The organism is Halobacterium hubeiense, assembly GCF_001488575.1.
Taxonomy (GTDB): Archaea; Halobacteriota; Halobacteria; order Halobacteriales; family Halobacteriaceae; genus Halobacterium; species Halobacterium hubeiense.
Map to the genome: position 1 here is coordinate 2455633 of NZ_LN831302.1, position 23378 is coordinate 2479010.

The following is a 23378-nucleotide window of genomic DNA, read 5'->3' on the forward strand; positions in this document are numbered from 1 at the left end:
CCAGTTTCACTTTCAATCCGGTGTATACGAGGCTTTATGATGCGGTGGGGCCAACCTCCGTGTACATGCCCGAAGCAGACCTCGAGGAACTCCCCGGTGTCGGCCCCGCGACCGCGGAGAAACTCCGAGAGAACGGATTCGAGTCGTTCCAGAGCATCGCCGTCGCGTCCGCCGGCGAGCTCTCCAACACCGCGGACATCGGCGACAGCACCGCCGCAGACGTCATCCAGGGCGCCCGCGAGGCGGCCGACGTCGGCGGCTTCGAGACCGGCGCGACCGTCCTCGAACGCCGCGAGCAGATTGGCAAGCTCACGTGGAACGTCCCCGAGATCGACGAGATGCTCGGCGGCGGCATCGAGACCCAGTCCATCTCGGAAGTGTACGGCGAGTTCGGCGCCGGCAAGTCCCAGGTCACCCACCAGCTCTCGGTGAACGTCCAGCTCCCCCAGGAGCAGGGCGGCCTGCGCGGCCGCGCCATCTTCATCGACTCCGAGGACACGTTCCGCCCCGAGCGCATCGACGACATGGTGCGCGGGCTCAGCGACGAGCAGCTCCAGGCCGCGATGGACGACCGCGACATCGACGGCACCCCCGACGACGAGGACGCCATGGAGGAGCTCGTCGAGGAATTCCTCGACAAGATTCACGTCGCGAAGGGGTTCAACTCCAACCACCAGATGCTGCTCGCGGAGAAGGCCCAGGACATCGCCTCCGAGTACGAGGACGACGAGTACCCCGTCCGCCTGCTCTGTGTCGACTCCCTGACCGCGCACTTCCGCGCGGAGTACGTCGGCCGCGGCGAGCTCGCCGACCGCCAGCAGAAGCTCAACAAGCACCTCCACGACCTCGACAAGGTCGGCAACCTCTACAACGCCGCCGTCGTCGTCACCAACCAAGTGCAGTCCAATCCGGACTCGTTCTTCGGCGACCCCACCAAGCCCATCGGTGGCAACATCCTCGGTCACAAGTCCACGTTCCGGATGTACCTCCGCAAGTCCAAGAACGACAAACGCATCGTCAAGCTCGTCGACGCACCGAACCTCGCCGACGGCGAGGCCGTGATGCGCGTGCAGGACGGCGGCATCAAGCCGGAGTAAGACGTACTTCTCGCTGTGGGAGCGGCCTCCGGCCGCTCACGCGACGACTTCTGCACTTCAGAACTCGCTACGATGCGCTCAACAGCGGGTCACGGCGTCAGCGTCAGGTAGGTCGCGACGAGCGCGACGCCGAGCGCCGCGAGGAACAGCAGGTAGCCGACGAGCGTCGTGAAGCCCGCTCCGCCGCCCATGGACGACTTGCTCATGGACATACGCGATAGTTGTCACGCGCCCGTCAAAATACTGGTGGCGTCGGCTCCGACTTCCTACTCGCGGTTCGGCGACCGGCGCGCCACGACCGTCTCGCCCGCGCTAACTTTCTCGCCGTTCTCGACGAGGAGGTCGTCGCGGTCGTACTCCCGGGGGAGAACCACGTCCGCGCGGCTGCCGAAGGAGATGTGGCTGATGCGGTCGCCGCGCGCGAGGTCGTCCCCGGGCTCGACGTAGGGGTGGATGCGGCGGGCGAACGCGCCCGCGATGAGGACCACTTCGTAGTCGTCGCACGTCACGCGGACGCGCTCGTTGCGCTCCGATTCCTTGTCGAAGGCGGGGCGGTGGCCGCCGTCGCGGTGCTCGACGGCCTCGACCGTGCCGGCGAGCGGCGCGCGGTTCACGTGCACGTCGTGGACGTTCATGAACACGCCCACGCGGAGGCGGCCGTCGTCGGTCTCCCGAGCCACCGACACCTTGCCGTCCGCTGGCGTGAGGACGCCCCGTCCCTCAGGCGTGCGTTCGGGGTCGCGGTGGAACCAGACGACGAACCCCGCGAGCGCGAGCGCCGCGACGCCCCACAGCGACGACACGAGCAACAGCGCCGCGCCGGCGACCGCCGCCGGCAGGGCGTACGTCCACTTCCAAGAGCCACGCGCGAGCATACTCGTCGTTGGCCGGCCGCCACCGATAGCCCTTCGGTCGCGCGCGACCGTCGCGAGCCGGGGTGTTTATCGGCATCCGCTCGCAAGCATGGAGTCGATGAACGCGCGCCACGCTCGCTACCCGTTCCTCGGCGAATCCCGGCAGGCGGTCCAGGAGGCCGGGGTGGACCTTGCGGCGGTCGTCGCCGAGGACGACGCGGTCGTCGAGCGCGCCCGCGAGCGCGTCGTCGGCGCGCTCACCAGCGGCGAGGTCGGCGAGCCCGCGCGCTCGAACCGCGTGGAACTGCTCTCCTACCCCGTGGCGCGCGTGCTCGTCTCCGTCGTGGACGAACACGTGCTCGTGCGGAAGTACGCCGACGCCGAGGCCAACGCCGCCTACGAGCGGTTCACCGCCGACGAGACCGACGACTCCGAATTGAAGAGCGTCGGCGACGACGCCAGCCTCTCGCGGAGCGACCTCCTCCGGGAGTTCGACCTGACGAGCCACGTCCACGCCACGCAGGACGGCTACGACGTGGACGTGCCGACGTACCTCCTGCTGTCGTCGTCCCTGCGTCCGGACAAGTGGCGCCTCGTCAATCGCGTGCTCGACGACGGTCGCGTGCCGGTCAGCGAGCCCGAACTCGACACGCTCCTCCGGGAAGCCGTCCGCGAGCGCGTCGCCGAGGGCCTCCCGCTGAGCGTCCCCGACGAGGTTGCCGACGCCCTCGAGGGCCCGGAGACCGCGGTCCGAGACGTGCTCTCGGAGATGGACCTCACGCGCGAAATCGACACCGTCGTCCCGGAGCTGTTCCCGCCGTGCATGCAACACCTCCTCGACCAGGTGCAGCGCGGCGAGCACCTCCCGCACCACAGCCGCTTCGCCATCACGACGTTCCTCGCGAACATCGGGCTGACGACCGACGAAATCGTGGACATCTACAAGGTGAACCCGGGGTTCGGCGAGGAGATGACGCGCTACCAGACCGACCACATCCGCGGGGAGTCCAGCCCCACGGAGTACACGGCGCCGTCGTGCGCGACGATGAAGGCCTACGGTGACTGCGTGAACCCCGACGACCTCTGCGACGCCATCAACCACCCGCTGTCGTACTACGAGGCGAAACTCGACGACGAAGAAGACGAGGACCTAGAGGACTGGCGCGAGCGCGAGAACGAGGACGGCGAGGACGCCGAAGCCTAACTACTCCTGCTTGCCGGAGAGCCAGTAGCCGACCCCGGCCATCACGAGGATGAAGACGACGACGGCGCCGATGACGCCGTAGGCGCCCGTCTCACCGAACCCCTCGCTCATCGTGCCGGCGACCACGAGGAGGGCGATGAAGACGAGAGTAGACAGGATGGCGATGCCCGCTTCGAGGCGGGCGTCGGGCCCTTCAGACATACTGCGGGCTTTCGTCGGCCCCGGCAAAAGCGCTTCGAAGCCGTCGCGCCCGCCGCGAGTCGCGGCCCCCGCAACGCCCCGGTCAGTCGAGCATCGACGCCGCTTCCTCGGGCGACAGCACGCCCTGCTCGACGGCGTGCAACACGTCCTCGACGTCGTTGCCCTCGGCGTCTCCGTCGCCGTGGTGCTGGAGGTCGTCGAACGTCTCGCCGTCCTCGATGGCGGTCTCCTTCTTCACGCGGTAGTTCCCGCCGTCGGTCTGGTAGACGTCCGCCGGGTGGAAGAAGTACCAGTCCTCGCGGTCGAAGCGCACCCCGATTTTGGGTTTCGCGCCGAAGTTCTGGCTGAAGTACACCAGCGCCTCGACCTCCTCGCCGGTGAGGTAGATGGGGTCGCTCGCGCTGGACTTCGCCTCGACGGCGTAGAAGACGGTGCCGTCGCCCGCGAGCACGTCGGGGAGCTCGCGGTCGGTCGCCGCGCCGCTGGCGGGCGCGCGCATCACCGCGAACCCGCGCTCGTCGAAGGCGTTCACGAGCTCTCGTTCTCGTCGATTCCCTTTCGCGTTCGAGTTAGACATGCTCCGCACCCGTGGCCGCTGTCATGCACGCGGCTACGCAGTCGGGGGATAGGAGGCTTGCGCCACGCGCCCGCCACCGACGTTAACGCCGAGCCGTTTCCCGCGTCCCGCCGCGCGAGCGACGACAGCGCGCCTAGAAGCCGAACATCCCCATGACCGACTTGGCCGCCCGGCGGACAACGAGCGCGAGGCCGAGCAACACGAGGACGAGGCCGGCGGCGACGACGGGCGCGTTCCACGCGACGACGCCGATGCCGGCGAGAATCAGCAGAGCGCCGAACAGTCCGGAGAGACCGAGCTTATCGAGCATGTGCGGGACGAGCGCCACCACGAGGGTAAGCGTACTGGTCCAGCGAGCGCGGCCCCACACCCCAATTGTGCAGGGTTTAAACCGCTCGCTGTCCTATTCGGCCCCATGAGCGACGACGAAGGTGGACGCACGAACCTTCGGATGCCCGAGGACGACGAGGTGTTCGCGGAAGTCACAGACATGCTCGGCGCGAACCGCGTCCGGGTTCGTTGCGCGGACGGGGAGGAGCGGACCGCCCGCATCCCCGGCCGGATGCAGAAGCGCATCTGGATTCGGGAGGGCGACGTCGTGCTCGTCGAGCCGTGGGACTGGCAGGACGAGAAGGCCGACGTCGTGTGGCGATACGAGAAATCGGAGGCCGACCAGCTCCGTGACGAAGGACACATCCAATGACGGGTCGGCGGTGACCGACGACTTCGGGCTCGCCGAGAACACGGAGGGCGCGGCCGGCGACGAGTTCGAGGAGATCGACGTCTCGGACACTGAAGCCGACCGCATCGCGCGCCGACAGGACCGCGAGTTCGCGGAGTTCCGCAAGCGCCTGAAGGACAACGAGCGGTTCAAGCTCGACGACGGCGCGTTCGACGACGCGACGTACGCCGCCATCTACAAGCTCGTCGAGGACGGCTACGTGGGCGCGTTCGGCGGCCCGATTTCGACCGGGAAAGAGGCCAACGTCTACGAGGCCCTGGACCACGACGGCGGCGACGTCGCGGTGAAGGTCTACCGCATCAACGCGTCGAACTTCAAGCAGATGCGGGGCTACCTCGAAGGGGACCCGCGCTTCGAGGGGATTCGCGGCGACAAGAAGGCGGTCGTGTTGTCGTGGACGCGCAAGGAGTTCTCGAACCTCCAGCGCGCCCGCGAGGCCGGCGTTCGCGTGCCCGAGCCCATCGCGGTCCAGCGGAACGTGCTCGTGATGGAGCTCATCGGCCAGGAGGGCGACGCCGCGCCGACGCTGAACGACGTGGACGTGGACAACCCCGAGACCGCCTACGAGGTCGTCCGCGAGTACATCCGCCGGCTGTACGACGCGGGGCTCGTACACGGGGACCTCTCGGAGTACAACCTCGTGGTGTACGACGGCGAACTCGTCGTCATCGACGTCGGGCAGGCGGTCACCATCCACCACAACAAGCACGACGAGTACCTGCGCCGGGACTGCCGGAACGTCGCGAACTTCTTCGCGCGGCAGGGCGCGGACGCCGACCCCGAGTCGCTGTACGACTACGTGGTGGAGAACGCGTCCCCGCGCTCGGACGAGGAGACCGAGCGCCCCGACGACGAGTAACCGACCGGAATCGTTTTCACCGGACTCCGACTACCGCCGAGTATGCAGTCCGCTCCCATCGGCTGGCGCTGGCGTGCTCCGGGAGCGGACAGTCTCGCCGCCGCGGCCTGACGGGCGTCACCCGGCCGGGCCGGGCGCGTGGCTCCCTCGCTTCTCTCGCGCACCGCTCGCCGAGCACCAGCCACATCCACACACACAATGCCAGCCGACGACACCCAGCAGGACAGCACAGACTCCGTCACGCCGTACAGCGTCGCGGGCGACCTCGATTACGAGAGACTGCTCGCGCAGTTCGGCGCGGACGAACTGACCGACGACCAGCGACGGCGCTTCCCCGACCACCCGCTCGTGCGCCGCGGCTCGTTCTACGCGGGCCGCGACGTGGACGCCTTCCTCGACAGTGAGGAGCAGTCCGTCGTCACGGGCATCGGGCCGTCCGGGCCGATGCACCTCGGGCACGCGATGGTGTTCTACTTCGCGAAGCGCCTCCAGGACGCGTTCGGCGCGCGCGTCTACGTCCCCGTCTCGGACGACGAGAAGTTCTGGTTCAAGGACCAGACCGCCGCGGAGACGAGCGAGTACCTCGAATCGAACCTCCGGGACCTGCTCGCGGTCGGCTTCGACCCGGAGCTGACCAGAATCGTCGTCGACACGGAGGACGCCGACGTAATCTATCCGCTGGCGACGGCGTTCGGGCGAGACATCACGAATTCGACGCTGGAAGCGGTCTACGGCACCCCGGAGAACCTCGGGCAGGGGTTCTACCCCGCGGTCCAGACCGCGCACCTGTTGCTCCCGCAGCTCGTCCACGGCGAGCACGAGACGCTGGTCCCCATCGCCGTCGACCAAGACCCGCACGTGCGGGTGAGCCGGGACGTGGCCGCGAAGGCCCGCTACCCCGCGACCAAGCCGGGCGCGCTGCTGATGCGGTTCCTGCCGTCGCTGGGCGGGCCGGGGAAGATGAGCAGTTCCGAGGGTGTCGCAATTCGGCTCACGGACGACGCCGAGACAGTCCGGGAGAAGGTCCGCGAGCACGCCTACACGGGCGGCCGCGCGAGCGTCGAGGAACACCGCGAGCACGGCGGCGACCCCGACGTGGACGTGCCGTTCCAGTACCTCGCGGCGTTCTTCGAGCCGGACGACCGCGAACTCGCGCGCGTCGAGCGCGACTACCGGAACGGCGATCTGCTCTCGGGCGAACTGAAGGAGCTAGCCGCCGACCGCATCGCGGAGTTCTTGGAATCGCACCAGCGTCGCCGGAACGCGCTGGGTGACGTGCGCGAGGAACTGGCCGCCTACCGGCTCACCGACGCAGAACGCGAGCGGGCGCGGGACGCGGTCGGCTTCCAGCGCGCGTGACCGCGGAACTCGGAGTGGCCGTCAACCCGACGGAACGGGCGTGAAGCGGTCACACGACGGGAGAGAAGGCTTTTACGCGCCCGTGCAGTATTCTGGTGTATCATGAAACACGTGAAGATTCCGCAGGACCGCATCGGCGCGCTCATCGGGGAGGGGGGTGAGACGCTGCGGCGCATCGAGCAGGCCGCGGAGGTCCGTCTCGACGTCGACTCCGAGGACGGGTCGGTCGCCATCGAGCGCACCGGCGACCCCGTTCGCGGGATGCAGGCGCCGGAAATCGTCCGCGCAATCGGCCGCGGGTTCGACCCGGACGCGGCGCTGAGCCTGCTGGACGACGAGATGCGGATGTTCGAGACGGTGGACATCGAGCGCGCCGCCCGCAACGACAACGACCTCCGCCGCAAGAAGGGGCGGCTCATCGGCGAGAACGGCCGCACGCGCGAGCTGATGGAGGAGCTCACCGGCGCGAACGTCGTCATCTACGGGTCGACGTTCGGCGTCATCGGCCAGCCGAACGAGGTCGACGTCGCCCGGTCGGCCGCGGAGATGCTGCTCGACGGCGCCCCGCACGGCTCCGTCTACTCGTTCCTCGAGCGCAAGCGCGCCGAGGAGCTCAAACAGCAGGGCATGGAGTACCACGAGTTCCCCGGCTGAACCGGGTTCGCAGTCCCTGCACACGCTTCTGCGGTTTTACCTCTCGCCGTCTCGTCGCCGTCACCGATGGCTAGTGATTCGGTCGTTGGCCTCGGGACGATGCTGGTGGGCGTGGAGTTGACCGTGCTGGGTCACGTCGTCGCCACGCACGCGCTGGTGCCGTTCGCCGCCGAACCGGCGGGGAACACGCTCGTGCTGGCCGGCGTCCTGTTCTGTCTGGCGGGCGCGATGCGCGTGCGGAACGCGTAGCGGCGCGGACGCGTTCGCTCCGCGGATACTACATAAATAGGAGCGGCGGGTTCGCGGGAGTTGGCGCGTACCGGCGTCTGAGACCGTCTCCCAAGGTGTGGTACTCCCTTACGCACAATCTTTAAATAGAATCGCATTCAATCAATGAGTGACTATGGCGCAGCAGATGGGCAATCAGCCACTTATTGTACTCTCCGAGGACAGCCAGCGCACCTCCGGAGAGGACGCACAGTCGATGAACATCACCGCCGGGAAAGCCGTCTCCGAGGCCGTTCGGACGACGCTCGGCCCGAAGGGGATGGACAAGATGCTCGTGGACTCCACGGGCGAAGTCGTCGTCACGAACGACGGCGTCACCATCCTCAAGGAGATGGACATCGAGCACCCGGCGGCCAACATGATCGTCGAGGTCGCCGAGACACAGGAGACCGAGGTCGGCGACGGCACCACGTCCGCCGTCGTCGTCTCCGGTGAACTCCTCTCGGAGGCCGAGGACCTCCTCGAACAGGACATCCACGCGACCACGCTCGCGCAGGGCTACCGACAGGCCGCCGAGCAGGCCCGCGAGTTCCTCGAGGAGAAGGCCGTGGACATCTCCCCGGACGACACCGAGGAGCTGGAGAAGCTCGCCGCCACCTCGATGACCGGGAAGGGCGCCGAGAACGCCAAGGACGTCCTCTCCAGCCTCGTGGTCCGCGCCGTCCAGTCGGTCGCCGACGAGGACAGCGTCGACACGGACAACATCAAAGTCGAGAAGGTCACCGGCGGCGCCATCGAGAACTCCGAGCTCATCGAGGGCGTCATCGTGGACAAGGAGCGCGTCAACGAGAACATGCCCTTCGGCGTCGAGGACGCCAAGATCGCGCTCGTCGACGACGGCCTCGAAATCAAGGAGACCGAAATCGACACCGAGGTCAACGTCACCGACCCCGACCAGCTCCAGCAGTTCCTCGACCAGGAAGAGGAGCAGCTCAAGGAGATGGTCGATTCGCTCGCCGACGCCGGCGCGAACGTCGTCTTCGTGGACGGCGGCATCGACGACATGGCCCAGCACTACCTCGCGCAGGAGGGCATCCTCGCCGTCCGCCGCGTGAAATCCGACGACTTCACCCGTCTGTCCCGCGCCACCGGCGCGACGCCGGTCTCGAACGTCAACGACATCGAAGCCGACGACCTCGGTGAAGCCGGCAGCGTCGCCCAGAAGGACATCGGCGGCGACGAGCGCATCTTCGTCGAGGACGTCGAGGAAGCGAAGTCCGTCACGCTCATCCTCCGCGGCGGCACCGAGCACGTCGTCGACGAAGTCGAGCGCGCCATCGACGACTCGCTCGGCGTCGTTCGCGTCACGCTCGAAGACGGCAAGGTGCTGCCCGGCGGCGGCGCCCCCGAGACCGAGCTCGCGATGGAGCTGCGCCAGTTCGCCGACTCCGTCGGCGGCCGCGAGCAGCTCGCCGTCGAAGCGTTCGCGGACGCGCTGGAAGTCATCCCGCGCACGCTCGCGGAGAACGCGGGCCACGACCCCATCGACTCCCTCGTGGACCTCCGCAGCCAGCACGACGCCGGCAACTCCGCGGCCGGCCTCGACGCCTACACCGGCGAAGTCATCGACATGGACGCCGAGGGCGTCGTCGAGCCGCTCCGCGTGAAGACCCAGGCCATCGAATCCGCCACCGAAGCGGCGACGATGATTCTCCGCATCGACGACGTCATCGCCGCGGGCGACCTCGCCGGCGGTCAGGTCGGCGGCGACGACGGCGGCGACGAAGGCCCGCCCGCCGGCGGCCCCGGCGGCATGGGCGGCGGTATGGGCGGCGGCATGGGCGGGATGATGTAGTACCTTTTTCCTGCACTCACTCGGGCGCTGACGCGCCCTCGTTCGCTGGGAAAAAGCTACGCTAAAAAGCCCCGTCGGACCCCCTACGGGGGTCCTCGGGGCCAGCGCGCTTCGCGCGCTGTGAACCGGCGACCTCCGGTCGCCGGATGCTCCCGTTCGCGCCGCGCTGCACCGCTCGCTCACCGACTCGCGTCTTTCTTTCCGAACTGCCGGACAGCGTCGGCTGTCGACACAAGGGAGGTTCTAAGTGCGGTGCCCGCAATTTTTGCGGCATGGAGACGCTGCTGCTCAACAAAGACGACGTCAGCGAGAACGTCCAGATGGCGGACCTGATTCCGGCCGTCGAGGACGCGTTCGCGGCCTACCAGACGGGCGACGCCCAGATGCCCTCGAAGTCCTACATCGACCTCCCCGAGTACAACGGCGACTTCCGGTCGATGCCCGCGTACCTGGACGCCGGCGACTGGGACGCCGCCGGCATCAAGTGGGTGAACGTCCACCCGGACAACCCCACGCACTACGACCTCCCGACCGTGATGGGGACGATGGTGTACTCCGACCCCGAGAACGCCTACCCGCTGGCCATCATGGACGGCACCGAACTCACGATGCAGCGCACGGGCGCCGCCGCGGCCGTCGCCACCGACTACCTCGCAATCGAGGACGCCACCTCGTTCGGCGTCGTCGGCGCCGGCGTCCAGTCGTACACGCAGCTGGAAGCCATCTCGACGGTCCGCGACATCGAGGAAGTCGTCGTCAGCGACGTCAACGAGGACGCCGTGCGCGCGTTCGTCGAGCACTTCGAGGACCGCTTCGACGTCCGCGAGGGCTCGATTAGCGACGCCGGCCACTGCGACGTGCTCTCGACGGTCACCCCCGTCGAGGACCCCATCGTCTCCCGCGAGGACGTCGCCGACCACACGCACGTCAACGCGATGGGTGCCGACGCCGAAGGCAAACACGAACTCGCCGACGACCTCCTCCTCGACGCCAAACTCGTCATCGACGACCACGCCCAGACCACGCACTCCGGCGAAATCAACGTACCCTACAACGCGGGCGTGCTCGGCGACGACGACATCTACGGCGAAGTCGGCGAACTCGTCACCGGCCTCAAGGACGGCCGCACTCCCGACGACGGCGTCACCGTCTTCGACTCCACGGGACTGGCGATTCAGGACGTCGCCGCCGCCCACGTCGCCTACGAGCACGCCGACGAACACGACAACGGCTACGCGTTCGACCTGCTCGGGGTCTAGGAACGCACTTTTTGCGCTGCGGGGGTGCGCCGAAGGCGCACCCCTCTCGGCAAAAACTTGCAGAAAAAGCGCCGTCGGACCCCACTACGGGGGCCCTCGGCGCCAGCGGCGCTCGCGGATGCTTGCTCGTTACTCGCTGCGAAGCTCGCGGAGGCGCTGGCGGCCGGGCGCGATGAGTTCGTCGAGGTAGTCCGCGAGCGCGCCCTTCGCGTCCGCGGGGTGGAGTTCGCCGGCTTCGAGGTCCGCGGCGAGCGCCTCGTAGTCGTCGTACTCCAGATTCCCGCCGTACTCGTCGGGGCGCTCGACGACGACCTCCTCGAAGCGCGGGAAGACGTGGTACTGGAACAGCTCCAGCACGGGGTTGACGAGGTCGCCCTCGGGGTCGCGGGTCGGCGGGCAGAACGCCGAGTTCACCTTCTCTTCGAGGTCTTCCGTGGAGTCCTCCATGGAGATAGTGATGCCCTCGCTGGAGGACATCTTCCCCTCGCCCGTGCCGAGGTCGCCGACGATGGGCGTGTGGATGGCGGGGCGCTTCTCGTAGCCCAGACTCGGGAGTTCCTCGCGGGCGAGCATGTGGACCTTCCGCTGGTCCATCCCGCCGACGGCGACGTCGACGTCGAGGTACTCGATGTCCAGCGCCTGCATCAGCGGGTAGACGACGTGGCTGACCTTCGCCGTCTCGCCGCCCTGAATCTCGGCCATCGCGCGCTGCGCGCGGTTCAGCGACGTCGCCAGCTCCAGCTCGTGGAGGTCGAGTTCGTAGTCGTCGTCGAGCTGGTAGTCGCTACCGAGCACGAACTCCGTCTGGTCGTCGTCGAGCCCGTACGCGAGGAACTGCTCTTTCATCTGCTCGGCGGTGTCCCGAATCTCCTCGAAGGAGCCCTTCCCGTTGAGGTACGCGTGGACGTCCGCGAGGAGGACGACGACCTCTAAGCCGGCGTCCTGCAGGTCGATGAGCTTGTTCGCGGTGAGCAGGTGGCCGAGGTGGAGCACGCCCGAGGGCTCGTAGCCGACGTACGCTCGCTTCCCGTCGGGGTCGTCGGCGAGCGCTTCGACTTCCTCCTCGGTCACGACTTCCGCCGCGTTCCGCGTGAGGAGTTCGTAGGTGTCCATACGACTGCGGAGTCAGCGCTGGGGGTTAAGCGGTTTGGATGCGTGCCAACGCGTCAGAATCAGGGGATGACCGTCACGGGCACGCGGTCGGCGTGCAGCACGGTCTCGGCGGCGCTCCCGAGGAGCGCGCGCTCGATTGCGCCGGCGCCGTGGTGACCCATCACGACGTGGTCGTAGCCGCGGTCCTCGACGAGTTCGAGGATGTCGTCGCCGACGCTGTCGCTGGGCCGGAACTCCACGTCGACGTCCGTGTTGACCTCGGGTTCGGTGTCGACGTCCTGTGCGTCGAGGACGCGCGCGGCGCGGTCGAGGACGGCGTCCGTGCTCTCGGACTCGGCCTCCGCGAAGTGGACGGCGTCGAGGCGTCCCTCGTAGCGGCGCGCCATCTCCGCGGCGAACCCGAGCGCGCGGAAACTGCAGTCGGAGCCGTCGACGGGGACGAGGATGTCCATGTGCGGTAGTGCGCTGCCGCGGAGTTACGCGTTGCGGTGGAGCGCGTCCAGCGCTTCGGCGGCCTCGCGGGCGGCTTCGAGGAACTCGCGGGCGCGCCGCGGGTCGTCGGCGCTGGCGCCGCGACGCGCGAGCGCGGCAATCGAGGATTCGAGGGCGTCGGCGGCCTCGCCGGTCGCCGCGCTGGCCGCTGGCTCGCCGCGGGCCGCCGGCTGTTCGGTCGGCGCGGAGCGCTGTTCGCGGGCGGGCTGGGAAGCTTGGCGGTCGGCGGGCTGGCGGGCCTCGGCGGGCGGCTGGCGTTCCGCGGCGTTCCCGGGCTGCCGGCCGGCGCGGGCGGACTCGGCCGCCTCCGTCTCGCCACTCGCGGACTGCTGGGACTGGCGAGCCGGTCGTTCCTGTGCGTCGGCTCGCTGCTGGCCGGCGTCCTGCTGTGCGGCCTGCTGCTGTGCGGCCTGCTGTTGTTCGGCGGCCTGCTGGCAGTTCGGGCAGAACGACTCGCCCTCGTAGCGGAAGATGGGGTTCCCGCAGCGGTCGCAGTGCTGGTTGGTCATCGTCGCGCCCTGCAGGAGGAGTTCGCTCATGCGCTCGGTCTCGCCGCGGTCGTCGTCGGCGTACTTCTCGCGGAGTTCCTCGCGCACGGCTTCCTCGTCGAAGCCGTCGTCCGTGTCGCTCATGGGAGGATACAGGACGCGACGCCTCGAAAAGCCTGCGGCAGCCGCCCGCCGGCAGCCGATTCGACGGTCGTCGAATCGTCGTTAGTCGGTCGTCGCCGTGCGTGCGGGTGGTTTTCCCGCGTTCGCGGAGTCACCGAAGCGCTTAACGGATTCGCCGGCGGTGGGTATACGTGATATGACGAAAGTCAGCATCGTGGGGGCCGCCGGCACGGTCGGCGCCGCCGCAGGCTACAACCTCGCGCTCCGCGACGTCGCCGACGAGCTCGTGTTCGTGGACATCCCGGACAAGGAAGACGAGACCATCGGGCAGGCCGCGGACGCGAACCACGGCGTCGCCTACGACTCCAACACGGAGGTCTATCAGGGGTCCTACGAGGACACCGCCGGCTCCGACGTGGTCGTCATCACCGCCGGGATTCCCCGCCAGCCCGGACAGACGCGCATCGACCTCGCGGGCGACAACGCGCCCATCATGGAGGACATCGGCTCCTCCATCGCCGAGCACAACGACGACTTCGTGACGGTGACGACGTCGAACCCCGTCGACCTGCTGAACCGCCACCTCTACGAGGCGGGCGACCGCGACCGCCACAAGGTCGTCGGGTTCGGCGGCCGCCTCGACAGCGCGCGCTTCCGCTACGTGCTCAGCCAGCGCTTCGACGCGCCCGTGCAGAACGTCGAAGCCACCATCCTCGGCGAGCACGGCGACGCGCAGGTGCCCGTGTTCTCGAAGGTGCGCGTGAACGGCGCCGACCCCGAGTTCAGCGACGACGAGCGCGAGGAAATCCTCGAAGAGCTCCAGCAGTCCGCGATGGACGTCATCGAGCGCAAGGGCGCGACCCAGTGGGGGCCGGCGACGGGCGTCGCCCACATGGTCGAGGCCATCCTCCGCGACACCGGCGAAGTCCTCCCCGGCTCCGTCGTCCTCGACGGCGAGTACGGCCTCGACGACGTGGGCCTCGGCGTCCCCGTGAAGCTCGGCTCGAACGGCGTCGAGGAGGTCGTTGAGTGGGACCTCACGGAGTACGAGCGCGACCAGCTCGGCGAGGCCGCCGAGAAGCTCTCCGAGCAGTACGAGAAAATCGCGTAATTCCGGCGCCGGCTCGTCAGGCCGGCGCGACCTCTTTCGTCACGTCGTCTGGTTCGTCCTCGGTCGCTTCCGCCTCCGGTTCGAGTTCCCGTATCGGCACCTCCTCCCAGTGGTGGCACATCGCAGTCGCTAGTGTGTGGTGCGTTACCATAAATCTAGGTGGGCGCGAGCGCCGCTCAGACGACCTGCTCGCCGTCCTCGTCGTAGACGGCGATGGCGTCAACGGGACACGAGCGCGCCGCGAACTTCGCGTCCAACTCGGCGTCCTCGGGAACCTCCCGCGCGAACACGCCGTCCTCGACCTCCTCGCTGTCCCGCAGGACTGCCTTGCCCGCGTCCGTGTCCTCCTCGAATGCGTCCCACTCCGCCACGCACTGGAACATCCCGATGCAGACGTCCCGGTCGAACTCGACTCGCATACGCAACCGTGGTACCGCCCCGCGTATATCGTTGCCGGGCTAGGTCAGATACGCTCGGCTGGAGTGGCGAGTACAGTCTCGAACACCTCGAAAGCCCCGAGGCTGTGGACTCGGGAGGCTCGCTGCGCTCCTCGGCCTCCGGCCTGCGGTGCTCACGTCGCCTGCCTTCGTCTACAGCCTCGCCCCTTTCAGTCCCATCACCGCCTGTTCGTCAGCCGGTGCTGGGTGGACTGAAAGGGGCGGCGGGCTCGCGCTCGCGTGGTCGTCTCGCCGGCCGCTATCCGCGAGGGAGCGAAGCGACCGAGCGGATATGTCGGCGAGCGACCGCGAGCCCGCCGGGGCTTTCGAAGTGTTCACGGAGAAGTCTGCGACAGTGTTCACACGAGAAGCCTAAAACCACGTTCGGCCGGTGCGACAGTTTAAACCGCGGGACGCGCCTACTTCGGGGCAATGAAAGTCGCGGACGTACCGGGGCTCCCCGAGGGGGTCGCCGACCACCTCGAATCGGGGGGCATCGAGGAGCTGTACCCGCCGCAGGCCGAGGCCGTGGAGGCCGGCGTCGCGGAGGGCGAGAGCCTCGTGGCGAGCGTGCCGACCGCCAGCGGGAAGACGCTCGTCGCGGAGCTGGCGATGCTGTCGGCGGTCGAGCGCGGCGGAAAAGCACTCTACATCGTGCCGCTGCGCGCGCTCGCCGGCGAGAAGGCCACCGAGTTCGAGGAGTTCGAGCAGTTCGGGTTCTCAGTGGGGGTCTCCACGGGGAACTACGAGGACGACGGCTCGCGGCTATCGGGCAACGACATCATCGTCGCGACCTCCGAGAAGGTGGACTCGCTGGTGCGCAACGGCGCGGGCTGGATCGACGACCTCTCCTGCGTGGTCGCGGACGAGGTCCACCTCGTGGACGACGACCACCGCGGGCCGACGCTGGAGGTGACGCTGGCGAAGCTCCGCCAGCGCGTGCAGGACCTCCAAGTGGTGGCGCTGTCCGCGACGGTAGGCAACGCCGACGAGATAGCCGAGTGGCTGGACGCCGAGCTCGTGGACTCGACGTGGCGGCCCATCGACCTGCGGACGGGCGTCCACTACGGGCAGGGGGTCCACTACGACGACGGCACGCAGGAGGAGCTGGCGACCGGCGGCAGCGACAGCCAGACCGCCGCCATCGTCGAGGACACCCTCCAGGACGGCGGCTCGACGCTCGTGTTCGTGAACTCCCGGCGGAACGCCGAGGCGGCGGCGCGCCGGCTCGCGGACGTGACCAAGCAGGGCATCAGCGACGACGACCGACAGCGGCTCCGGGAGGTCGCGGACGAAATCCGGGGCGTCAGCGACACCGAAACGAGCGACGACCTCGCGGACGCCGTGGAGAAGGGCGCGGCGTTCCACCACGCCGGGCTCGCGCGCGAGCACCGCGAACTCGTCGAGGACGCGTTCCGCGAGCGCGCCATCAAGGTCGTCTCCGCGACGCCGACGCTCGCGGCGGGCGTGAACACGCCGAGTCGCCGGGTCGTGGTGCGGGACTGGCAGCGCTACGACGGCACCGCGGGCGGGATGCAGCCGCTGTCCGTGCTGGAAGTCCACCAGATGTTCGGGCGCGCGGGCCGCCCCGGCCGAGACCCGTACGGGGAAGCGGTGTTGCTCGCGAACAACCACGACGAGCTGGAGGAGCTGTTCGACCGCTACATCTACGCGGAGCCCGAGCCCGTGCGCTCGAAGCTCGCGGCCGAGCCCGCGCTCCGGACGCACGTGCTCGCGGCGGTCGCGACCGGCTTCACGACGACGGAGGACGCGCTCCACGAGTTCCTCGGGGAGACGCTGTACGCGACGCAGACCGATGACCCCGGCCGCCTGAAGCGCGTCACGAAGGACGTGCTGGCGTACCTCGAACGGAACGGGTTCGTGGAGCGCGAGGACGGCACGCTGCGCGCGACCAGCACCGGCCACCTCGTGAGCCAGCTGTACGTCGACCCAATGAGCGCGGCGACGCTCGTGGACGGCTTGCGCGCCGCCGAGCGCGGCGAAACCGCCAGCAGTGGCCGCCAGCGAGCGAGCGGCGACCCCGAGGAAGCGGGCTTCCAGACGGCCGGCGAGATGCAGGAAACCGACTCGGAGGCGGACAGTGACGCCGACGGCGAGGGCGCGAGCCCGACGCCGTTCGGCCTGTTCCACCTCGTGAGCCGGACGCCGGACATGTACGAACTCTACCTGCGGTCGGGCGACCGCGAGCAGTACACGGAGCTCGCCTACGAGCGCGAGGACGAACTGCTGGGGTCGGCGCCCCGCGAGGAGGAGGCGGCCTTCGAGGACTGGCTGTCCGCGCTGAAGACCGCGAAACTCCTCGAAGACTGGGCGTCCGAACTGGACGAGGACCGCATCGCGGAGCGCTACGGCGTCGGCCCGGGCGACATCCGCGGGAAGGTCGAGACCGCGGAGTGGCTGCTGCACGCCGCCGAGCGGCTCGCGGGCGACCTCGACGACGTGGAGTCCGCGGCCGCCGTGCGGGAGGCGCGCAAGCGCGTGGAGTACGGCGTCCGGGAGGAACTGCTGGACCTCGCCGGCGTGCGCGACGTCGGCCGGAAGCGCGCGCGACGCCTCTACAACGCGGGCATCGAGTCGCGGGCGGACCTCCGGAACGCGGAGAAGAGCCTCGTGCTGGGCGCGGTCCGCGGGCGCGAGAAGACCGCCGAGCGCATCCTCGAGAACGTCGGCCACCCGGACCCGGAGATGGACGCCGTGAGCGCGGACGCCGACGCGGCGGCGGCCGCCGAGGAGGCCGACCGGAGCGGGCAGGCGAATCTGGGGGACTTCTCGTGAAACTGGTCGCCGGCACCGCAGTCGTCGAGGACGTGGAGACGTTCGTCGCGGACCTCCCGGACGGTGGCCCGGAGACAGCGGTGCAGGCGTTCGACGCGGAGTACGTGGCGGGCCGCGAGCACCTCGCGGCGGCGGTCGAGCACGCCGACCGCGCGTTCGACCGCGGGGAGAACGTCGCCAGCGACCGCGCGGTCGAAGTCCTGCTGTACGCGGCGGGCCGCCGGCAGATTCGGGAGGCGCTGGCGATGGGCGTCGCGGCGGGCGAGCAGGCGGTCGTGGTCGTCGTCGCGGGCGGCGACGAGGAGCGCGCGGCGGCGGCAGTCGCGGCATTCCTCGACGACTCGCGAGTGCTGGCGGCCGACGAGCCCGGCGGGGCGGGCGTCTACGGGGACCGCGAGACGATTCGGGAGTTCTTCGATGTGGGCGACGCGGAACTGGACGCGGCCGCGGGCGACCTCGCGGGCGTCGTCCGGGAGCGCGTGGCGCTGCTGGACGTCGAGAAGTAGGCGGCCAGCACGCATTTAGCGGGCGCGTCGGACCTCCTAGGTATGAGCGACGACAGCGAGGAGTACGTGCCCGAGGAGTCGACCGAGGAGTTCCCCAGCGAGCACGAGCGCACGCAAGCGGAGCACGTCGAGGAGACCCTCGAAGCGATGGAGGCGGCCGTACAGAGGTCGAGCTACCCGACGAACGCGAGTTCGCTGAAGGCCAAGTACGCGACCGCCCGCGACGAAGCCGTCAACGAGACGGAGGCGCTAGCGGACGTCTTCGACCGGCTGGTGCCCGAGGAGTACGACACCCCCGAGGACGCCCGGGAGGCGATTCTCGGCGAGTTGACCGGGCGCGCGGGCATCGAGCACGGGAACCACGCGGAGTACAACCCCGGGCGCGAGCTCGACGCGATGGACCTCGTCAAGGACGAGTGGCGCTAGCACACCTCGTTCCAGTCGAAACGGAGGGGTGTGGGGTGCTCGTCGTCGTGCGGTTCTGTCGCCGGGAAGGTGGTGGCGGGGTCGCGTCGTTCGGGAGGTGTCAGCGGGTTTTCCAGTCGAAACGCCGCCCGCGAGGAGCGGACGGTTGTCAGACGCCCGGCGTCACTGCCGGAGGTCGCGGCGGTCGTAGTGGCGCTGGCAGCTACGGCAGTAGTACCGGCCGTCGCGCTGGCGGCGCAGTCGCGTGTGGCCGCGCGGGCACTTGACGCGCCAGCCGGCGTCGGACGGGTAGTCGGGCATAGCTGCGTCTGACGCGCGTCGCACACAAGAACGGAATCCTGCCGCGCGGTGAAACTGAAAGTGGGTCACACCAGCGAACCCACGAACAGCAGGACCGCGACAACGCCCGAGGCCGCGGCAGCGCTCCCGAACGTGCCGTCGTGGCCTTCGTGGAGGCCGTGCGTCCAGATGTACGCCTGCCACGCGGTGCCGACGAGCGCGCCGAGCGCGCCGATTGCGGTGCCGGTCGTGTTCGTGAGCTGCCGGAGCTGGTCGGCCAGCAGTTCCGGGTCGCTGGCGAAGTCGACGCCCGAGAACAGGACGACGAGGCCGACGACGCCGAAGGCGGTCTGGACGAGCTGCGCGGGCATCGCCCAGCCGGTGACCGACAGCGTCGCGGTGAACGACCCGCGGCTCCCGGTGAACGCGCCGACCGCGTGCAGCGCGACGGCGACCACCACCCAGCTGAGGAGAGTGCCGAAGAAAATCAGGGGAATGCGCCCGTATATCGCGTCCCGGAGCTCTGCGCCGACCGAGACCTGCTCGGTCCGCGGTTCGTCGATGGTGCACTGCTCGGGCAGCGAGACGTTCATCTCCGCGAACGACTGGCACGTCGACTCGGGCCACGGCTCCATCGTCGTGCGCGTGACGGTGGCGTCGATTTGGGCGGCCATGTACTCGCCGATGCCGGCGACCACGACGGACGTGACGACGGCGACCGCGACGACGACGAGCGCGGCGCCGGCGAGCGAGCGCTCGGGCGGGTGCGTCTCGAAGAACGAGCCCGGGTCGAACAGCAGCGACCGCAGGCCGTGGAGGGCGTCCCGGAGCATGGGGCGGGTGGTTCGCCCACGGCGCGCTTCAACGTACCGGCGACTCGCGGCGCGTGCGAGGTCAGTCGTGCTTCCGGAGGGACTCCTCGCGGAGTTCGCCGCGCGCGTGCCACGTCCGCGGCCGGCACGCGACGGCGACCGCAGTCCCGTACGTCGCGGCGACGGCGGCCGTCACGACGACGCCGGGCAGCGAGCCAATGGCAGCGCTGGCCGGCCACGCCGCCGGGGAGAACGCGGTGACGCGCACTACCCACGCCACGAGCAGCACCGTCGATAACGGCAGATAGATGCGGCGCAGGCGGTGGGCTATCGCCTCCTCCGCGGACACCTTGATGGTGGGTTCGCGGTAGTCGCGGGCGAGGCGCTCGCGCCAGTCGGCGTCCGGCGACGTCTCGCCGGGCGCGAGGCCGACGGCGACGACGTTCTCTTGGAGCGTGCGGACGCGGCTCCGCCAGATGTCGTAGCCGCGGTAGCGGCGCGCTTCCACGCCGAGGAAGGCGCCGAGCGCGACGACGCCGACGAGCAGGAGGTAGTGGGGGTTCGAGCGCCCGGAGAACGCCCACGTGAGGACCGCGGCCATCACGACGACCGCCCAGTTCGTCGTGCGGTCGAGGCGCTCGCGCCAGAACTTCATGCGGTGAATCTCCCCGCGGTAGACGTGCGCGAGCGCTGAACTGGGACCCATGTCCGTCTCGAACAGTCCCACGCCGAGTTCGGGGTCGGTCGCGGTCGCGTCGTCACCGCCGGGCGAGTCAGAACTGTCGTCGGGCATCGGTCAGACGAGCAGCTGGACGTCCGCGTCGGCCATGTCCCGGAGCGCGGTGGCGGCGCCGACGCCGACGGTGACGCCGTCGTAGAAGTCGTCGGCGTCGTAGTCCAGCAGGTCGATGGTCATCTGGCAGGCCTGGAACTCCACGCCCATCTCGATACCCGTTTCGAGGAGGTCGGCGACCGAGGCGGTGCCGTTGGCGTCGAGTTTGCGTTCGAGCATCCGCGTGGTCACGCGATCCATCCCGGGCAGCGCCGCGACGGCGTTGGGCACCGGGAGGTTGGGGTTGCCGACGGCGCTCAGTTCGAGGCTGTCGGCGCGCTCCTCGTGGAGGACGTCCAGTCCCCAGAACGTGTGGAAGACGGTGACGTCCCAGTCGAAGGCAGCGGCCGTGGTCGCGAGGATGAGCGGCGGGTACGCCATGTCGAGCGTGCCCTTCGTGGCGATGATGCTCAGTTTCGGTTGGTCCTCGTCGTCGGCATCGTCGAGGCGGGCTTCGAGGTCGGCGACGCGCGCCGCGAGCTCCTCGCGCGTGGGTTCGGCCGATTCCGCGCTCATCGGTCCGTCCGGCGGACGTAGTGCGTGTAGACGTCGCCGTCCTCGGTCTGGTCGAGGAGTTCGACGCCGCCGGTGCCGTCGGCCCACCCGGCGAGGTCGCTGACGCTCCCGGGGTCGGTCGCGCGCACTTCGAGGACGTCGCCGACCGCGAGGTCGTCGGTCGCCTGCTTGGTCTTGACCACCGGCATCGGGCAGCTCAGGCCGGTCGCGTCGAGGGTTTCGTCTGCGTTCATGATTGTGCTCGTCCCGCAATACCGGTCGATGGGTGAAAAGCCCGTCGGTAGTAGTTCAGTAGTGAAGCAATAGCCCAAATCCATATGTCGAAGATGACGCCCCAAATTATCTATTCCGCGTGTTTTCCGTCTAATCCAGAGTCGGTATTGTACTCCCTATGCTCTTCTACGCGAAGGTTTATTCGTCCGGGTCCGGTAACCACAGCCGAGATGAAACCCGAAGACTTCCCGGCGACCGACGCGACCCCCGACAGCGTCGCGCCGAGCGAGCTGAAATCCCGCATCGACGCCGGCGAAGACGTCTTCGTCCTCGACGTGCGCGCGGCGAGCAACTACGAGGAGTGGCACATCGACGGCGGCGTCGAGTCGCTGAACGTCCCGTACTTCGAGTTCCTCGACGGACTCCCCGAGGACAGCCTTGCAGCACTGCCCGAGGACCGCACGGTCACGGTGGTCTGCGCGAAGGGCGCGTCCAGCGAGTTCGTCGCGGGCCGCCTGCTCGACGCGGGCTACGACGCCGAACAGCTCGCCGACGGCATGCGCGGCTGGGCGCGCGTCTACGAGGCCCGCGAGGTCGAGACGGGCGGTGATGCGACGGTCGTGCAGTACCGCCGGCCGTCCAGCGGCTGTCTCGCGTACCTCGTCGCCTCGAACGGTGAGGGCGCGGTCATCGACCCGCTCCGGGCGTTCACCGACGCGTACGTCGAAGACGCCCGCGAGCGCGGCGTCAGCATCGAGTACGCCGTCGACACGCACGTCCACGCGGACCACGTCTCGGGCGTCCGGGAACTCGCCGCGGCGACCGGCGCGACGGCAGTCCTCCCGGAAGCGGCCGTCGCGCGCGGCGTCGACTACGACGCGCCGTTCGAGACTGTCGCGGACGGCGACGAGCTGACGGTCGGCGACGCCACCATCGAGGCCGTCCACACGCCCGGCCACACGACCGGCATGACGGCGTACCGCGTCGACGACGCCCTGTTCACCGGCGACGGCCTGTTCACCGAGAGCGTCGCGCGCCCCGACCTCGAAGACCCCGACGCCGCCCGCGACGCCGCCGAGACGCTGTACGACACGCTCCACGAGCGCGTGCTCGCGCACGACGACGACACGCTCGTCGCGCCTGCACACTACGGCGACGGCGCGGTGCGGCGCGAGGACGACACGTACACCGCGCGACTCGGCGAGGTCGTCGACCGCGTGGACGCGCTCTCGCTGGACCGCGAGGCGTTCGTGGAGTTCGTCACCACCGACATGCCGCCGCGGCCCGCGAACCACGAGGACATCGTCGCGACGAACCTCGGCGAGCGCGCGCCCGGCGACGACGAGGCGTTCACGCTCGAACTCGGGCCGAACAACTGCGCGGCCAGCGGGGAGGCCGCGGAGTAGATGACGGGCGCACTCGTCGCGGCCGACCTGTTCCCGCGCGGGGTCGCGCAGTACCTCGTCGGCGGCGTGTTCGTCGGACTCGGCGCCGCCATCATCTACTTCGGCACCGGCATCATCGCGGGCGCGAGCACGTTCCTCGAATCCACGCTGTCGTACGTCTCCGACGTCGACCGGTTCAACCGGGGGAAGTACGTGCGCTCGCGGGACTGGCGGGTCGTGTTCACCGTCGGCATCGTCGCCGGCGCGGCCGTCTACACGCTCGTCTCCGGGAGCGGCGCGTGGACGACTGACGTCCAGTGGTGGCGGCTGCTCGGCGGCGGCGTCCTCGTCGGCGTCGGCACGCGCGTCGGGAAGGGCTGCACGTCCGGGCACGGCGTCTGCGGCGTCGGGTCGCTCTCCGACGCCTCGCTCGTGAACGTCGCGACGTTCCTCGGCGTCGCCATCGGAACGGCACAACTGGTGCAGGCCGTGGGGGTGTCGCCGTGACCCGCGAGAGCGAAGCGACCGACGGGAGCGAGCGCAGTCCGCTGGTGCTGGCCGTCGTGCTGCTGGGCGGGCTCGTGTTCGGGTTCGGGCTGGCGCTCAGCGAGATGGCGAAACCCGAGGTCGTCCTCGACTTCCTCCAGCTGGAGGACCTCGGGCTCGTCTTCGTGATGGGCGGCGCGGCCGTCGTCTCCGGGCTGTCCTTCTTCGTCGCGACGCGGTACCTCGACCGCGCGCCGGTGACCGGGAGAGCCTACGGCCGCCGGCTGAAAGACCTCGACCGGAACGTCGTCGTCGGCGGCGCGGTGTTCGGCGTCGGCTGGGGGATTTCGGGCATCTGCCCGGGCGCGGCGTACGCCAGCCTCGGCGTCGGCAACCTCCCGATTCTGTGGGGCGTCGCGGGGATGTTCCTCGGCGCGTACGCGCAAGGCTACTGGCGGAGCCGGAGCTGACGGT

At 69.3% G+C, this 23378-nt stretch carries 30 protein-coding genes; 16 read left to right on the top strand and 14 right to left on the bottom strand.

The window, feature by feature from the left end:
• Positions 1–65 precede the first annotated feature (65 nt).
• The gene (gene radA / locus HHUB_RS12920; protein WP_059058025.1) at positions 66–1097 is read left to right on the top strand and encodes a DNA repair and recombination protein RadA; all 1032 of its coding nucleotides are present in this window, start codon (positions 66–68) and stop codon (positions 1095–1097) included.
• A 266-nt stretch (positions 1098–1363) separates the two neighbouring features.
• On the opposite strand, the gene HHUB_RS12925 is transcribed toward radA, so the two are convergent.
• Positions 1364–1972 carry a protein sorting system archaetidylserine decarboxylase gene (locus tag HHUB_RS12925; protein WP_059058026.1) on the bottom strand — a complete coding sequence of 203 codons (609 nt, stop codon included), beginning with the start codon at positions 1970–1972 and terminating at the stop codon, positions 1364–1366.
• 97 nt (positions 1973–2069) lie between these two features.
• On the opposite strand from HHUB_RS12925, the gene priL reads away from it, so the two are divergent.
• On the top strand, positions 2070–3155 hold the full coding sequence (gene priL, locus HHUB_RS12930) for a DNA primase regulatory subunit PriL (RefSeq protein ID WP_059058323.1): 1086 nt from the start codon (positions 2070–2072) through the stop codon (positions 3153–3155).
• On the opposite strand, the gene HHUB_RS12935 is transcribed toward priL, so the two are convergent.
• The 3 genes from HHUB_RS12935 to HHUB_RS17150 form a co-directional block, all read right to left on the bottom strand.
• A complete protein-coding gene (locus HHUB_RS12935; protein ID WP_059058027.1) occupies positions 3156–3356 on the bottom strand; it encodes a DUF7472 family protein in 201 nt (66 codons plus the stop codon).
• Between the two features lie 82 nt (positions 3357–3438).
• The gene (hjc, locus tag HHUB_RS12940) at positions 3439–3933 is read right to left on the bottom strand and encodes a Holliday junction resolvase Hjc (RefSeq protein ID WP_059058029.1); all 495 of its coding nucleotides are present in this window, start codon (positions 3931–3933) and stop codon (positions 3439–3441) included.
• A gap of 133 nt (positions 3934–4066) precedes the next feature.
• On the bottom strand, positions 4067–4243 hold the full coding sequence (locus tag HHUB_RS17150) for a DUF7470 family protein (RefSeq protein WP_169793420.1): 177 nt from the start codon (positions 4241–4243) through the stop codon (positions 4067–4069).
• 105 nt (positions 4244–4348) lie between these two features.
• Here HHUB_RS17150 and eif1A point away from each other — a divergent pair, with 105 nt between their 5' ends.
• The 7 genes from eif1A to HHUB_RS12975 all read left to right on the top strand — a co-directional run bounded on the left by eif1A (position 4349) and on the right by HHUB_RS12975 (position 10889).
• Positions 4349–4636 (top strand): translation initiation factor eIF-1A, encoded by a 288-nt coding sequence (gene eif1A, locus HHUB_RS12945; RefSeq protein WP_059058031.1) that lies wholly within the window; start codon positions 4349–4351, stop codon positions 4634–4636.
• Between the two features lie 10 nt (positions 4637–4646).
• The gene (gene rio1, locus HHUB_RS12950; protein ID WP_059058033.1) at positions 4647–5534 is read left to right on the top strand and encodes a serine/threonine-protein kinase Rio1; all 888 of its coding nucleotides are present in this window, start codon (positions 4647–4649) and stop codon (positions 5532–5534) included.
• A 198-nt stretch (positions 5535–5732) separates the two neighbouring features.
• Positions 5733–6893: a tryptophan--tRNA ligase gene (locus tag HHUB_RS12955; RefSeq protein ID WP_059058035.1), complete on the top strand. Its 1161-nt coding sequence runs from the start codon at positions 5733–5735 to the stop codon at positions 6891–6893.
• Positions 6894–6995: 102 nt separating this feature from the next.
• Entirely contained in the window at positions 6996–7547 is a 552-nt protein-coding gene (locus HHUB_RS12960) for a KH domain-containing protein (protein ID WP_059058037.1), read from the top strand.
• 66 nt (positions 7548–7613) lie between these two features.
• The gene (locus HHUB_RS12965; RefSeq protein WP_059058039.1) at positions 7614–7796 is read left to right on the top strand and encodes a hypothetical protein; all 183 of its coding nucleotides are present in this window, start codon (positions 7614–7616) and stop codon (positions 7794–7796) included.
• A gap of 154 nt (positions 7797–7950) precedes the next feature.
• The gene (thsA, locus tag HHUB_RS12970; RefSeq protein WP_370683868.1) at positions 7951–9630 is read left to right on the top strand and encodes a thermosome subunit alpha; all 1680 of its coding nucleotides are present in this window, start codon (positions 7951–7953) and stop codon (positions 9628–9630) included.
• Between the two features lie 272 nt (positions 9631–9902).
• Positions 9903–10889 carry an ornithine cyclodeaminase family protein gene (locus tag HHUB_RS12975; RefSeq protein WP_059058041.1) on the top strand — a complete coding sequence of 329 codons (987 nt, stop codon included), beginning with the start codon at positions 9903–9905 and terminating at the stop codon, positions 10887–10889.
• 129 nt (positions 10890–11018) lie between these two features.
• Here HHUB_RS12975 and HHUB_RS12980 read toward each other — a convergent pair whose 3' ends face one another.
• From HHUB_RS12980 to HHUB_RS12990, 3 genes are read right to left on the bottom strand one after another with little or no spacing between them, the layout of a single operon-like run.
• On the bottom strand, positions 11019–12002 hold the full coding sequence (locus tag HHUB_RS12980; protein ID WP_059058042.1) for a tyrosine--tRNA ligase: 984 nt from the start codon (positions 12000–12002) through the stop codon (positions 11019–11021).
• A 59-nt stretch (positions 12003–12061) separates the two neighbouring features.
• Positions 12062–12454 carry a universal stress protein gene (locus HHUB_RS12985; protein ID WP_059058045.1) on the bottom strand — a complete coding sequence of 131 codons (393 nt, stop codon included), beginning with the start codon at positions 12452–12454 and terminating at the stop codon, positions 12062–12064.
• A gap of 24 nt (positions 12455–12478) precedes the next feature.
• The gene (locus HHUB_RS12990; protein ID WP_059058047.1) at positions 12479–13126 is read right to left on the bottom strand and encodes an Sjogren's syndrome/scleroderma autoantigen 1 family protein; all 648 of its coding nucleotides are present in this window, start codon (positions 13124–13126) and stop codon (positions 12479–12481) included.
• Between the two features lie 175 nt (positions 13127–13301).
• Here HHUB_RS12990 and mdh point away from each other — a divergent pair, with 175 nt between their 5' ends.
• Positions 13302–14216: a malate dehydrogenase gene (gene mdh, locus HHUB_RS12995; RefSeq protein ID WP_059058048.1), complete on the top strand. Its 915-nt coding sequence runs from the start codon at positions 13302–13304 to the stop codon at positions 14214–14216.
• A gap of 16 nt (positions 14217–14232) precedes the next feature.
• Here the strand turns inward: mdh and HHUB_RS17540 are convergent, their stop codons facing one another.
• Complete coding sequence (locus HHUB_RS17540) at positions 14233–14367, bottom strand: hypothetical protein (protein ID WP_256943842.1); 135 nt, start codon at positions 14365–14367, stop codon at positions 14233–14235.
• 25 nt (positions 14368–14392) lie between these two features.
• Positions 14393–14635 carry a ferredoxin gene (locus HHUB_RS13000; protein WP_059058050.1) on the bottom strand — a complete coding sequence of 81 codons (243 nt, stop codon included), beginning with the start codon at positions 14633–14635 and terminating at the stop codon, positions 14393–14395.
• A 450-nt stretch (positions 14636–15085) separates the two neighbouring features.
• On the opposite strand from HHUB_RS13000, the gene HHUB_RS13005 reads away from it, so the two are divergent.
• From HHUB_RS13005 to HHUB_RS13015, 3 genes are read left to right on the top strand one after another with little or no spacing between them, the layout of a single operon-like run.
• Positions 15086–17449, top strand: a complete 2364-nt coding sequence (locus HHUB_RS13005) for an ATP-dependent DNA helicase (RefSeq protein ID WP_059058051.1) — start codon at positions 15086–15088, stop codon at positions 17447–17449.
• Positions 17446–17955, top strand: coding sequence for a KEOPS complex subunit Cgi121 (gene cgi121 / locus HHUB_RS13010; protein ID WP_059058054.1), 510 nt, complete (start codon positions 17446–17448; stop codon positions 17953–17955). The genes HHUB_RS13005 and cgi121 overlap by 4 nt, the downstream gene beginning before the upstream one ends.
• A 42-nt stretch (positions 17956–17997) precedes the next feature.
• The gene (locus HHUB_RS13015) at positions 17998–18381 is read left to right on the top strand and encodes a DUF5789 family protein (protein WP_059058056.1); all 384 of its coding nucleotides are present in this window, start codon (positions 17998–18000) and stop codon (positions 18379–18381) included.
• 162 nt (positions 18382–18543) lie between these two features.
• Here the strand turns inward: HHUB_RS13015 and HHUB_RS16695 are convergent, their stop codons facing one another.
• From HHUB_RS16695 to HHUB_RS13035, 5 genes are all read right to left on the bottom strand, one after another.
• Positions 18544–18681, bottom strand: coding sequence for a hypothetical protein (locus HHUB_RS16695; RefSeq protein ID WP_157534005.1), 138 nt, complete (start codon positions 18679–18681; stop codon positions 18544–18546).
• Between the two features lie 65 nt (positions 18682–18746).
• Positions 18747–19493 (bottom strand): YIP1 family protein, encoded by a 747-nt coding sequence (locus HHUB_RS13020; RefSeq protein WP_059058058.1) that lies wholly within the window; start codon positions 19491–19493, stop codon positions 18747–18749.
• A 61-nt stretch (positions 19494–19554) separates the two neighbouring features.
• Positions 19555–20265: a DUF2270 domain-containing protein gene (locus tag HHUB_RS13025; protein ID WP_059058061.1), complete on the bottom strand. Its 711-nt coding sequence runs from the start codon at positions 20263–20265 to the stop codon at positions 19555–19557.
• Positions 20266–20268: 3 nt separating this feature from the next.
• The gene (locus tag HHUB_RS13030) at positions 20269–20820 is read right to left on the bottom strand and encodes a DsrE/DsrF/DrsH-like family protein (RefSeq protein ID WP_059058063.1); all 552 of its coding nucleotides are present in this window, start codon (positions 20818–20820) and stop codon (positions 20269–20271) included.
• Positions 20817–21053, bottom strand: coding sequence for a sulfurtransferase TusA family protein (locus tag HHUB_RS13035; RefSeq protein ID WP_059058064.1), 237 nt, complete (start codon positions 21051–21053; stop codon positions 20817–20819). The genes HHUB_RS13030 and HHUB_RS13035 overlap by 4 nt, the downstream gene beginning before the upstream one ends.
• Positions 21054–21263: 210 nt before the next feature.
• On the opposite strand from HHUB_RS13035, the gene HHUB_RS13040 reads away from it, so the two are divergent.
• From HHUB_RS13040 to HHUB_RS13050, 3 genes are read left to right on the top strand one after another with little or no spacing between them, the layout of a single operon-like run.
• Positions 21264–22439, top strand: a complete 1176-nt coding sequence (locus tag HHUB_RS13040) for an MBL fold metallo-hydrolase (RefSeq protein WP_059058066.1) — start codon at positions 21264–21266, stop codon at positions 22437–22439.
• Positions 22440–22925: a YeeE/YedE family protein gene (locus tag HHUB_RS13045; protein WP_059058068.1), complete on the top strand. Its 486-nt coding sequence runs from the start codon at positions 22440–22442 to the stop codon at positions 22923–22925.
• On the top strand, positions 22922–23374 hold the full coding sequence (locus HHUB_RS13050) for a DUF6691 family protein (RefSeq protein ID WP_059058070.1): 453 nt from the start codon (positions 22922–22924) through the stop codon (positions 23372–23374). Before HHUB_RS13045 ends, HHUB_RS13050 begins: the two co-directional genes overlap by 4 nt.
• The last annotated feature ends 4 nt before the right edge of the window (positions 23375–23378 follow it).